The sequence below is a fragment of the Simplicispira sp. GW247-4R2A genome (assembly GCF_059424465.1).
In genome coordinates, this window is the sequence record NZ_JBWKZM010000002.1 from 88,606 (window position 1) to 101,055 (window position 12,450).

11 protein-coding genes are annotated in these 12,450 nt (G+C 57.8%); all 11 read left to right on the top strand.

The features are described 5' to 3' along the window. Nucleotides 1-2: 2 nt before the first annotated feature. Nucleotides 3-1,268 (top strand): flavodoxin-dependent (E)-4-hydroxy-3-methylbut-2-enyl-diphosphate synthase, encoded by a 1,266-nt coding sequence (gene ispG, locus AC07ZH_RS01920; protein ID WP_495198480.1) that lies wholly within the window; start codon nucleotides 3-5, stop codon nucleotides 1,266-1,268. A 42-nt stretch (nucleotides 1,269-1,310) separates the two neighbouring features. Next, nucleotides 1,311-2,627 carry a histidine--tRNA ligase gene (hisS, locus tag AC07ZH_RS01925; protein WP_495198321.1) on the top strand — a complete coding sequence of 439 codons (1,317 nt, stop codon included), beginning with the start codon at nucleotides 1,311-1,313 and terminating at the stop codon, nucleotides 2,625-2,627. Between the two features lie 9 nt (nucleotides 2,628-2,636). Then, a complete protein-coding gene (locus AC07ZH_RS01930; RefSeq protein WP_495198322.1) occupies nucleotides 2,637-3,317 on the top strand; it encodes a YfgM family protein in 681 nt (226 codons plus the stop codon). Further along, on the top strand, nucleotides 3,314-4,468 hold the full coding sequence (gene bamB, locus AC07ZH_RS01935) for an outer membrane protein assembly factor BamB (protein ID WP_495198323.1): 1,155 nt from the start codon (nucleotides 3,314-3,316) through the stop codon (nucleotides 4,466-4,468). The genes AC07ZH_RS01930 and bamB overlap by 4 nt, the downstream gene beginning before the upstream one ends. A gap of 15 nt (nucleotides 4,469-4,483) precedes the next feature. Then, on the top strand, nucleotides 4,484-5,824 hold the full coding sequence (gene der / locus AC07ZH_RS01940) for a ribosome biogenesis GTPase Der (protein ID WP_495198324.1): 1,341 nt from the start codon (nucleotides 4,484-4,486) through the stop codon (nucleotides 5,822-5,824). A gap of 179 nt (nucleotides 5,825-6,003) precedes the next feature. Next, nucleotides 6,004-6,267, top strand: a complete 264-nt coding sequence (hfq, locus tag AC07ZH_RS01945; RefSeq protein WP_119107965.1) for an RNA chaperone Hfq — start codon at nucleotides 6,004-6,006, stop codon at nucleotides 6,265-6,267. A 52-nt stretch (nucleotides 6,268-6,319) separates the two neighbouring features. Continuing rightward, nucleotides 6,320-7,477 (top strand): GTPase HflX, encoded by a 1,158-nt coding sequence (gene hflX / locus AC07ZH_RS01950; protein ID WP_495198325.1) that lies wholly within the window; start codon nucleotides 6,320-6,322, stop codon nucleotides 7,475-7,477. Nucleotides 7,478-7,543: 66 nt separating this feature from the next. Then, a complete protein-coding gene (hflK, locus tag AC07ZH_RS01955) occupies nucleotides 7,544-8,884 on the top strand; it encodes an FtsH protease activity modulator HflK (protein ID WP_119107963.1) in 1,341 nt (446 codons plus the stop codon). 9 nt (nucleotides 8,885-8,893) lie between these two features. Then, a complete protein-coding gene (gene hflC / locus AC07ZH_RS01960) occupies nucleotides 8,894-9,808 on the top strand; it encodes a protease modulator HflC (protein WP_495198326.1) in 915 nt (304 codons plus the stop codon). Between the two features lie 129 nt (nucleotides 9,809-9,937). Further along, nucleotides 9,938-11,086 carry an ATP phosphoribosyltransferase regulatory subunit gene (locus AC07ZH_RS01965; RefSeq protein ID WP_495198327.1) on the top strand — a complete coding sequence of 383 codons (1,149 nt, stop codon included), beginning with the start codon at nucleotides 9,938-9,940 and terminating at the stop codon, nucleotides 11,084-11,086. A 31-nt stretch (nucleotides 11,087-11,117) separates the two neighbouring features. Beyond that, nucleotides 11,118-12,449 (top strand): adenylosuccinate synthase, encoded by a 1,332-nt coding sequence (locus AC07ZH_RS01970; protein ID WP_495198328.1) that lies wholly within the window; start codon nucleotides 11,118-11,120, stop codon nucleotides 12,447-12,449. Nucleotide 12,450: the final 1 nt, after the last annotated feature.

The following is a 12,450-nucleotide window of genomic DNA, read 5'->3' on the forward strand; positions in this document are numbered from 1 at the left end:
AGATGCCCGACAAGCAACCCATTTCATTTTCTGATCCAGTGAGAAAACTTACTCGCCAGGTACGTATTGATTGCAATGGTCAGGTGGTGACGGTAGGCGGGAATGCACCGGTGCGTATCCAGTCGATGACCAATACCGATACTGTCAATGCAGTGGAAACAGCAATTCAGGTCAAGGAGTTGGCCTTGGCAGGGTCTGAGCTTGTGCGTATTACGGTCAATACGCCCGAAGCTGCTTTAGCCGTTCCTTATATTCGGGAGCAGCTCGATCGCATGGGTGTTCATGTACCATTAATAGGAGATTTTCATTTTAATGGGCACACCTTACTGACAGACTATCCTGCATGTGCCAAAGCGTTATCAAAATACCGTATTAACCCGGGAAACGTGGGGAAAGGCGAAAAACGGGATCGTCAGTTCGGTATGATGATTGAGGCTGCGGCACGGTGGGACAAGGCGGTGCGGATCGGTGTGAATTGGGGGAGTTTGGACCAAGAGTTGCTTGCTGATTTGATGGATGAAAACAGCCGGCGCCCGACTCCGTGGAATGTGCGGCAGGTGATGTATGAGGCGTTAATTTCCTCTGCCGTCGAATCCGCCCAGCGAGCTGAGCAAATGGGTCTTGCAGGCGAGCAAATTATTCTCTCCTGCAAGGTCAGCGGAGTGCAGGATCTGGTCGCTGTTTACCGGGAATTGTCTAACCGATGCAACTATGCTTTGCATCTTGGTTTGACGGAGGCAGGCATGGGTACCAAAGGGACAGTGGCTTCTGCCTCGGCGCTTTCTATTTTGCTTCAAGAAGGGATTGGAGACACAATTCGGGTGTCACTTACTCCGCAACCTGGTGAGAGCCGCAATCAGGAGGTGGTGGTGGCTTCAGAAATTCTTCAGGCACTCGAATTGCGACGCTTTGTCCCCAGCGTAACAGCTTGTCCAGGCTGCGGTCGGACCACAAGCACCACTTTTCAGGAGCTTGCAAAAGACATTGACGATTTTTTGCGTGCACGCATGCCGGAGTGGAAGAAGTCGTTTCCTGGGGTGGAGTCGCTCAAAGTGGCGGTCATGGGCTGTATTGTCAACGGGCCCGGGGAAAGCAAGCACGCCGATATTGGAATCAGCTTACCGGGCACAGGTGAAGCTCCAGCAGCACCTGTGTATATAGATGGCGAAAAACGGATGACTTTGCGCGGAGACGATATCGTTTCGCAGTTTCGTGTGCTTGTTGAAACATATATTGAAGAACGCTTTGGAAGAGCAAGCAACCTCTAGAATTTACGAGCTCTTTCGTATTGTGAAAAATTTGATATAAAAATGCTACAGCCAAGAAAAGAAAAAATAACTTCGGTAAAAGGGATGAATGACATTCTTCCTCCGACTTCGGCGGGCTGGGAATGGCTTGAGGAAAAAGTACGTGATCTGATGGCGCGCTATGCATACCGAAATATCCGAACGCCTATCGTGGAGCATACAGCGCTTTTTGTCCGAGGGCTCGGTGAAGTAACGGATATCGTAGAGAAGGAAATGTATTCGTTCGAAGATCGTTTAAATGGCGAATACTTGACATTGCGACCAGAAAATACGGCTGGCGTGGTGCGTGCGGTTGTTGAAAACTCCCTGCTGCACGATGGCGGTAAACGGTTGTATTACATGGGGCCTATGTTTAGACATGAGCGACCGCAGCGCGGGCGATACCGCCAATTTCATCAGATTGGAGCGGAAGCACTTGGATTTTCTGGTGCTGAAATCGATGCCGAACTTATCTTGCTGGCAAATGCTCTTTGGAAAGAGCTTGGGCTAAAAAATATTCGTTTGGAGCTCAATACGCTAGGGCAGCCTCCCGAACGTGCAGCTCACCGTGCAGCACTTATTGCCTATTTTGAAGAATATGCGACCGCTTTAGATGAAGACGCAAAAAGGCGCCTGCACAGCAATCCTCTGCGAATCTTGGATAGCAAAAATCCTTTGATGCAATCCATCATTGACGGTGCGCCGCGCCTGCGCGATTATGTGGACGATGAATCGCTAAGGCATTTCGACTTGGTGACAAAAATTCTGGATGCCAATGGCGTAGATTGGTCTTTCAATCCTCGCTTGGTACGGGGGTTAGATTATTACAATCGCACTGTTTTTGAGTTTGTTACGAGCGAACTGGGCTCCCAAGGGACCATATGTGGTGGCGGCAGGTACGACTATCTCATTGAAGAGATCGGTGGCAAACCCGCGCCTGCAGTCGGCTGGGCCATGGGGGTGGAGCGGGTCTTCGAACTTCTTAATGAACAGCAAGTGCTCGGCTTGGGTCGGCGCGAGCCACATGCATATGCCGTGGTACCCGATGCGCATATGATTCCCGCCGCATCGGTGGTGCTTGAGCAGTTGCGAGGGAGCGGCGTTCGGGTGCAGATGCACAGCCCCTCCGGCGCTTCAGAAGGCATGGGCAGCATGAAATCTCAGTTGCGCCGGGCAGATGCAAGCGGCGCATACAGTGCAATTATTTTTGGCGCCGACGAGTTTGCACGTGGCACGTGCCTTGTTAAATCGCTACGCGACGGCGAAGGCGCGCAACGGGAAGAGCGCTTGGCGGACGCTACCCTATGGGCGGAACACCTGCTTCCTCCTGCAACATCTTGACTACACCCCATGGCAAATCATCTAGATCTCGAAGAACAAGAACAACTGGACCAGCTCAAGCATTTCTGGGCATCTTGGGGCACCCTTATTTCGGGTGTACTTACCGCAATTCTTCTGGCCTTGGCAGGATGGAATGGGTACCAGTTTTGGCAAACAAGACAGGCGAGCCAAGCCAGTGCATTGGCCGATGCCATAGAAGCCGCCGCAGCGCAAAAAGATGTGAAGCGCCTGGAACAGGCTTTTGGCGACATGCGCAGCCAACACGGCAGTACGACCCAAGCTTCTCAGGCGGCGCTCTTGGTGGCAAAAATAGAGGAAGAGTCGGGCAAGCTGGATGCGGCAAAGGAGGCGCTGGTTTGGCTGGCTTCGAATGGCAGCGATGAGGGGTACAAATCTGTTGCACGCTTGCGGCTTGCCAGTGTATTGATCGCGCAAGGAGCCAACGAAGAGGCGCTTACCCAGCTCAAGACGGGCATCGCACCAGAATTCGCGGCGGTGGCGGCCGATCGAAAAGGGGATGCTCTCAAGCTGTTGGGCAAGCGGGACGAAGCGGTTGCGCAATACACACTCGCTTACCAAACACTTGAGCCTGCCACCGACTATCGGCGCTTAGTGGAAGTGAAACTCAATGCTTTAGGTGTGCGACCCGATTTGCCTGCGGTTGCAGATACAAAGGATGCGGTGAAATGACTGCCTTGCTCCCTGGTTTTGGCCGCAGTGTCAGGTTTTCTGCTGCGTTCATGTGCGTTTCGTTGCTCTCTGCTTGTTCGTTGTGGAAAGGTGGCGCTGAGCATCCTAAGCCTGCGGACCTTGGCCCAAATGTTCCTGTTCTTGGCGTGCGGCAGGCTTGGGTCGCGCGTATTGGAAGCACGGCAGGGCTGACTCTGCAGGTGCATGCCGATGGCGGTGCGGTCACCCTTGCCTCTTCAGATGGAACCGTCGCGAGTCTCAATACGCAAACAGGAGCTGACATTTGGCGCACCAAGGTGGCTGATGGAATCGCAGCAGGCGTAGGCAGTGACGGGCACTCAAGTGCGATCGTCTCGCGCGAGAACGACCTGGTTGTGCTGCAGTCTGGGAAAGAGGTTTGGCGCCATCGGCTTGCTTCACAGGTTTTTACTGCACCCCTGGTGGCGGGGGAGCGCGTGTTCGTGATGGCAGCCGATCGGTCCATCGCTGCCTTTGACGCGGCGAATGGCGCTCCGCTTTGGACTCTGCCGGGTACCGGAGCGCCATTGGTGCTGCGGCAGGCCGGCGTTTTGCTTGCAGTCGGGGATACATTGGTAGCCGGTATTTCCGGAAGGCTGGTGGGCATTAATCCTGATACCGGCAGTGTGCGTTGGGATGCTCCGTTAGCGAACGCCCGCGGCACCAACGATGTGGAGCGCCTGGTGGAGTTGGTGGGCCCGGCAAGCAGGGTGAAGGCCAATTTGTGCGCCCGCGCATTTCAAGCAAGCGTGGCTTGCGCGGACCTAGCCGGTGGGCGTGTTGAATGGGTGCAGAAATCCAATGGAGGGGATGGAATTTCTGGTGATGCGACCACTGTTGTGGGCGCTGAAAGCAACGGAAATCTGGTGGCTTGGAGCCGCCAAGATGGCAGGCGCATTTGGGCGAGCGAGCGCCTGCGCTATCGGCGGCTTTCCGCTCCCTTGCTGCTTGGCAGATCGGTCGTCGTCGGTGACGATTCTGGAACCGTGCATTTTTTGTCGCGTGATGATGCAAGTCCTTTGAACCGCATGGCGACCGATGGCTCGCCTATTGAGATCGCTCCTGTCGTATCGAATGACACCCTTGTCGTTGTAACGCGTGCGGGTGGCGTGTTCGGCTTTAGGCCCAACTGAGGCTGTTTGCGCACCATGAACCCAGTTATCGCGCTTGTCGGTAGGCCCAATGTTGGGAAATCGACCCTTTTCAATCGGTTGACCAAGTCGCGTGACGCTATCGTCGCCGATTTTGCTGGCCTTACGCGTGATCGGCACTACGGTCACGGCAAGCAAGGTTCGCGTGAATTTATCGTGATCGATACCGGGGGGTTTGAGCCCGAGGCGTCAGCCGGCATCTACAGCGAAATGGCGAAGCAAACTCGCCAGGCAGTGGCTGAGGCCGATGTGGTCATATTTGTGGTGGATGCGCGCGCGGGCGTATCGGCTCAGGACCATGATATTGCCAATTACCTGCGCCGCTTGGGCAAGCACTGCGTGCTGGTGGCCAACAAGGCAGAGGGGATGCTCGAAGGCATTCAGCTGTCCGAGTTCTATGAGTTGGGCCTGGGTCAGGTACATGCTGTTTCGGCCGCACACGGCCAGGGTGTCCGTAGTTTGGTTGATTTGGCTCTTGGGATGCTTCCCGAGCCGGAAGAATCGCCCCTGTCCGCGGACAATAAATCGGTGATTCGTCTCGCGGTGGCCGGACGCCCCAATGCAGGAAAGTCGACGCTTATTAATACCTGGCTGGGCGAAGAGCGCCTCGTCGCTTTTGACCTGCCTGGCACTACCCGGGATGCGATTGCTGTGCCTTTTGAGCGCAATGGCCAGCGTTTTGAGCTGATTGATACTGCGGGTTTGCGGAAAAAAGGCAAGGTGTTCGAAGCGATCGAGAAATTTTCGGTGGTCAAGACCTTGCAGGCCATTGATTCGGCGAACGTTGTGCTGCTCCTCCTCGATGCGACGCAGGGTGTGACTGATCAGGATGCTCACATTGCGGGCTATATCCTGGAGCGCGGCCGTGCCGTCGTCCTCGCGGTCAACAAGTGGGACGCGGTGGACGACTACCAGCGCCAGTTGCTTGAGCGCTCTATTGAAAGTCGGCTGGCTTTCCTCAAATTTGCCTCCCTGCATTTCATTTCTGCGAAAAAGCGGCAGGGTCTGGGGCCACTGTGGGCTGCATTGACGCAAGCGCACAAGTCGGCCACTTGCAAGATGAGTACGCCGGTTCTCACGCGCTTGTTGCTTGAGGCGGTACAGTTCCAAAGCCCCAAGCGAGCAGGTATGTTTCGCCCCAAGCTGCGCTATGCGCACCAAGGGGGCATGAACCCTCCTGTGATTGTGGTGCATGGCAACTCGCTGGAGCATGTCACGGATGCCTACAAGCGGTTCCTGGAAGCGCGTTTTCGCAAGGAGTTCGATCTCGTAGGCACGCCGCTTCGAATAGAGATGAAAACGTCTCACAACCCCTACGTTGACAAGGGGGAAGCGTGAACCGTGGGGGCAAGCCTTGGCGTGATTTCTTGTGATGTGGCGCTGCTGTGGGCTCCGAGCAGCGTTGCAGCAACCAAGCCCCATCGGCTCGCATGACGACCGCCAAGTCATCTGGCAACAGGGCGCTAGTGTGGTAAGGTAGATCGTCTACAACAACAAACTTGAACACGGAGAATATCGTGAGCAACAAAGGTCAGCTTCTTCAGGACCCCTTCCTCAACGCCTTGCGGCGCGAGCATGTCCCGGTGTCCATTTACCTTGTCAACGGAATCAAGCTTCAGGGCCAGATTGAGTCGTTTGACCAGTATGTGGTGCTGCTTCGCAATACTGTGACGCAAATGGTCTACAAGCATGCGATTTCGACGATCGTCCCCGGCAGACCCGTGAGCTTTACTACTGCGGAATCGGTAGAGAGCGAGAACGAGCCAGGCGACGTGCGATGATTTTTCTTGGTGCCTTTGCGCGACCGCTGGCGCATGTGGCAAGCGCGCGCCGTTGAGTTCTCCCGCAATTTCGTCTTCGTCTGCCACCCCGGTGCTCTTGGTCGGGGTAGACCTCGGTTTGCCCGATTTCGATGCTGATCTCGCGGAGCTGGGTCTTTTGGCGCAGACGGCTGGCTTCGACCCTGTTGCGCGTATCACGTGCAAGCGCAGTGCTCCCGATGCCGCATTGTTTATTGGCTCCGGCAAGGCAGAAGAGTTGCGTCTTCTGGCCCAGATGCATGGAGCGCAAGAGGTGCTTTTCGATCAGTCCCTCAGTCCAGCGCAGCAGCGCAATCTTGAGCGTGTCTTGGAACTGCCGGTCAATGACCGCACATTGCTTATTCTCGGAATTTTTGCGCAACGCGCACGAAGCCACGAGGGGAAGCTGCAAGTTGAGTTGGCTCGGCTCAAGTATTTGAGCACCCGGCTTGTGCGGCGCTGGTCGCATCTGGAGCGACAGACGGGCGGTGCCGGCGTGCGGGGTGGCCCAGGGGAAAAGCAGATAGAACTCGATCGCCGGATGATAGGCGAGGCGATCAAGCGCACCAAGGAGCGGCTGGTCAAGGTCAAGCGCCACCGCACCACCCAGCGGCGCCACCGCTCGCGGGCCGATGTTTTCAATATTTCGCTTGTCGGCTACACCAATGCGGGCAAGTCCACCTTGTTCAATACCCTGGTCAAAGCGCGTGCCTACGCGGCAGACCAGTTGTTCGCCACGCTGGATACCACCACAAGGCAACTTTATCTGGCCGATATCGGAACTACGGTGTCCTTGTCTGACACCGTGGGTTTTATCCGCGACCTGCCGCATGGCCTGATCGAGGCATTTGAAGCGACGCTGCAGGAGGCGGTCCAAGCCGATCTGTTGCTGCACGTAGTGGATGCCTCGCACGCCGGTTTTCCCGAGCAAATTGCGCAGGTGCAAAAAGTATTGCTTGAAATCGGCGCCCAGGACATTCCGCAACTGCTGGTGTTCAACAAACTCGATGAAATTCCCCCAGCGCAGCAACCTGGTGATCTGGTGGACAGCTACGATCTTGGCGGGCGTGTAGTGCCTCGCGTATTTGTCAGTGCATTGAAATCGGTTGGTATTGCACCGTTGCGAGCGAAAATCAGCGAGATCGTATTGGCGGCCACAGCTTCTTCCAGTACCGTTCCAGAAGACAATTGATTTTTCCGTTTTCAGTCCCAGTTTTCATACCTATCACCAAATTCACAGAAACCGAGAATTTTGCGCATGAATTCGTCTTCTTCGCCGCGGCGCGCGGCGCCCTGGTATTTGCGTCTTCTTGGCGTTTTCAACCTCAATGACCCCCGATGGGGCAGAGGGGACGAAGGAGCAAAGGGTGAGCCTGCTTCCGAGCAGCGCCCTGACCCGCGCGCGCGCGATCCGAAGGCGGGTGGCCAGCCGCCCGATCTGGACGAGCTCTGGCGCGATTTCAACAGGCGGCTTGGCGGTCTGTTTGGCGGCAAAGGGGGCGGCAACAAGGGCCCTGGCGGCGGAAGCTTTCAACCCGACATGAAAAACGCTGGTGTCGGGATTGGTCTGATTGCCGGCATTGTGGTGCTGATCTGGTTGGGAACGGGCTTCTTTATCGTGCAGGAAGGCCAGCAGGCGGTTATCACGCAATTTGGAAAGTACAAGTCCACTGTCGGCGCGGGTTTCAATTGGCGGCTGCCTTACCCGATTCAGCGCCATGAGTTGGTTTTTGTCACCCAAATTCGTTCGGTAGACGTTGGTCGTGACAGCATCATCAAATCCACTGGTCTGCGTGAATCCGCTATGCTGACGGAAGACGAGAACATCGTTGAAATCAAATTTGCCGTGCAGTACCGCCTGAGTGACGCACGAGCTTGGTTGTTCGAGAGCCGCAATCCGGGCGAAGCGGTGGTGCAGGCTGCAGAGACGGCCGTGCGCGAAGTGGTGGGCAAGATGCGCATGGATTCGGCGCTTGCCGACGAACGCGACCAGATCGCTCCGCGTGTACGCACGCTGATGCAGACCATGCTCGACCGCTACAAAGTGGGGGTGGAAGTCCTGGCCATCAATTTGCAGCAAGGAGGCGTACGCCCACCTGAGCAGGTCCAGGCAGCGTTTGATGATGTGCTCAAGGCGGGCCAGGAGCGCGAGCGCGCCAAGAACGAAGCACAGGCCTATGCCAACGACGTGATTCCGCGGGCCGTGGGCACTGCTTCCCGTCTCAAGGAAGAAGCCGACGCGTACAAGGCGCGTGTCGTGGCCCAGGCACAGGGTGACGCGCAACGGTTCCAGGCAGTGCTGGCGGAATACGAAAAGGCGCCCCAGGTCACCCGTGACCGCATGTACATTGATGCCATGCAGCAGGTGTACAGCAATGTTACCAAGGTGTTGGTGGATTCGCGTAGCGGCTCCAATCTGCTGTATTTGCCGCTGGACAAAATTTTGGCGGGCACGGGTGCCAGCGCTGCCGCGGTGGTGCCAGAGGCACCAGCAGCCAACACGACAAGCACCACGCCGCTGTCAGCGGGCGCTTCCAACATCCCCAGTGATTCCCGCGTACGCGATGTGAATCGTTCGCGTGAGCGCGAATCGCGCTAGGAGAGTAGAGTGAATAGGGTCGGTTTTATTGCAACTTCCATCCTCGTGGCGCTGGCCTTGCTCAGCTCTATGATTTTTGTTGTCGATCAACGCCAATTCGGCGTGCTGTACGCCTTGGGGCAGATCAAGGAAGTGATTACGGAACCGGGGCTCAATTTCAAGCTTCCGCCACCGTTCCAGAACGTCTCGTACATCGACAAGCGTCTGCTGACGCTTGACAGTACCGACTCAGATCCCATGCTCACGGCAGAAAAGCAGCGCGTGGTGCTCGATTGGTATGTGCGCTGGCGCATTAGCGAACCTTCGCAATACATTCGCAACGTTGGCTTGGATGAAAACGCGGGCGCTATGCAACTTACCCGGGTGGTGCGCAACTCCCTTCAGGAGGAAGTGAACAAACGCACCGTCAAGGAGCTGCTTTCGCTCAAGCGAGAAGACTTGATGGCGGACGTTAAGCGCGAAGTCCTGGAGGCGGTGGGCGGTGCCAAGCCGTGGGGCGTCGACGTGGTGGATGTGCGCATCACGCGGATTGACTATGTCGAGGCGATCACCGAGTCCGTGTACCGCCGTATGGAGGCCGAGCGCAAGCGCGTTGCCAATGAGCTGCGTTCGACAGGGGCGGCCGAGGGCGAGAAGATCCGCGCCGATGCAGACCGCCAGCGCGAAATCACCATTGCCAATGCGTACCGCGATGCGCAGAAGGTCAAGGGCGAAGGCGATTCAGCGGCTGCCAAAATCTATGCGGATGCCTTTGGCCGTGACCCGCAATTTGCCAAGTTCTACCGCAGCCTGGATGCCTACAAGGCCACCATGAACAAGAAAAGCGATGTAGTGGTGATAGACCCGGCGTCCTCGGACTTCTTCCGCATGCTGCGCTCTCCAACGCCAGATGCTCCAGGCACGGTAGGCGGCGCGCGCAAGTAAACGACTGCACTGCGGGCACGGCGCTCGTGCCCGTGGCGCGGGGCCATTGCACTGCGCCGTGCCGCTGGTGGCCTGTCGGTTGCGGTGCAGCCGGTAGAATCAACCCTTTCTCTGCTTTCCCTTCTTTACATGTCTGCTTGGGTCCTTCCGGATCACATTGCCGATGTGCTGCCTTCCGAGGCCCGGCACATCGAAGAACTGCGGCGCAGCCTGCTCGACACCGCGCGAGGATATGGCTATGAGCTCATCATGCCACCCTTGCTGGAGCATCTCGACTCCCTGCTGACGGGGACTGGCGAAGCGCTTGATCTGCAGACCTTCAAGCTGGTGGACCAGATGTCGGGTCGCATGCTGGGGTTGCGCGCCGACACTACCCAGCAGGCGGCGCGTATCGATGCCCAACTGCTTAACCGCCGCGGCGTCACACGTTTGTGCTACTGCGGCCCGGTGTTGCGTACTTGGCCTGATCGCCCGCATGTTTCGCGTGAGCCACTGCAGTTCGGCGCCGAAACCTATGGCCATGCAGGCCGCGAAGCCGATCTGGAAACGCTGGAGCTGGCGCTGGCTTGTCTTGAGGTAGCGCAGGTGCGCACCGCCTGCGTGGACATGGCCGACATTCGCATTGTTCGCAGTTTGCTCGAACCCGTGCAGCTCGATGAGAGCGGCCAGAGGGCTGTCTATGCCGCCTTGGCGGCGAAAGATGCGAGCGAACTCGCGTCCTTGTCCCGGGACTTCCCGGCGGCCTCCCGCGAGGGCTTGCGCGCGCTGCCGCAGCTCTATGGTGATGGTGCTGTGCTCGACGAGGCGCGCCGTGTGCTGCCTGCCACTGCGGCGATTGGCGTGGCGCTCGATGATCTGAAATGGCTTGCCAACCGTGTGGCCGGTGCACGGCTGAGTTTTGACCTTGCGGACTTGCGCGGCTATGCCTATTACAGTGGCGCGCATTTTGCTGTCTATGCCCATGGTGCGAGCGATGCTGTCGCCAAGGGCGGGCGCTACGACGCCGTGGGCGCCGCGTTCGGTCGCAGGCGCCCTGCGGTGGGTTTTGGCCTGGACCTCAAACAGCTTGTTGGCATTGTTCCTGCGCGCGGCCTGCGCGGCGCGATTCGCGCGCCCTGGGCCGATGCGGCAGACGTGCGCGCAGCTATTGCGGCATTGCGCCAAGCAGGTGAAACCGTGGTGTGCGTGTTGCCCGGCCAAGAAAGTGAAGTGGACGAGTTTCTTTGTGACAGGGAGCTGGTGAGCGTTGGTGGCGAATGGGTGGCGCTTGCGCTCTGACGTCTTGTGTGATTTTTGAACCGGATCTGAGATGAACAGTACCAAAGGGCGGAACGTCGTTGTCGTGGGAACCCAGTGGGGTGACGAAGGTAAGGGCAAACTGGTGGATTGGCTGACCGAGAGCGCGCAGGGCGTGGTCCGCTTCCAGGGTGGGCACAACGCAGGCCATACGCTGGTCATCAATGGCGTCAAGACGGCGCTGAACCTGATTCCCAGCGGCATCATGCGCCCCGGCATCAAGTGCTATATCGGCAACGGCGTGGTGTTGTCGACGGAGCAGTTGTTCAAAGAAATTGCCCGCCTCGAAGCCATGGGTGTCGAGGTGCGTTCGCGCTTGCGCGTCAGCGAGGCCTGTCCGCTGATTTTGCCGTTCCACGCAGCACTGGATGCTGCGCGGGAAACTGTCCGTGAGAGCGCCGGCAGCGAGAAAATTGGCACCACCGGCAAGGGTATCGGTCCGGCCTATGAAGACAAGATCGCCAGGCGCGCCCTGCGGGTGCAGGACCTCAAGCACCCCGAGCGTTTTGCCGCCAAGCTGCGTGTCTTGCTGGAGTTGCACAACCACATCCTGACCACCTTCCTGAACGCCCCGGCTGTTGATTTCGATGCTGTCTATAACCAGGCCATGGAAGATGCCGAGCAGCTCAAGCCGATGATGGCCGACGTGTCGCGCGAGCTCAATGATGCCCATCAGGCGGGCGCGAACCTGCTGTTTGAAGGTGCCCAAGGCACCTTGCTTGACATCGATCACGGCACCTACCCGTACGTGACGTCGAGCAACTGCGTTGCGGGCAATGCCGCAGCCGGCTCAGGAGTGGGGCCTGGCATGCTGCACTACATCCTTGGCATTACCAAGGCCTATTGCACACGTGTTGGAGGAGGGCCGTTCCCGACCGAACTCGAGTGGGAAAAGCCAGGCACACCGGGCTACCACATGTCCACGGTGGGGGCTGAAAAAGGCGTGGTGACCGGCCGCAGCCGCCGCTGCGGATGGTTTGATGGCGCGCTGCTCAAGCGCAGTGCGCAGGTCAATGGCCTGACCGGCCTGTGCATCACCAAGCTGGACGTGCTGGACGGCCTATCTGAACTCAAGCTGTGCACCGGCTACGAACTCGATGGCGCGCATGTGGACATCCTGCCCATGGGCGCTGACGATATTTCGCGGTGCACGCCGGTGTACGAAGTGATGGAGGGCTGGACGCAGTCGACCGTGGGCGTAACGCGCTATGAAGACCTGCCACCCGCCGCGCGTCTGTACCTGCAGCGCATAGAGCAGGTGACGGGCGTGCCGGTGGCGATGATTTCCACCAGTCCGGACCGGGACCATACCATCATGATGCAGCACCCGTTTCTTCCAAGCTGAA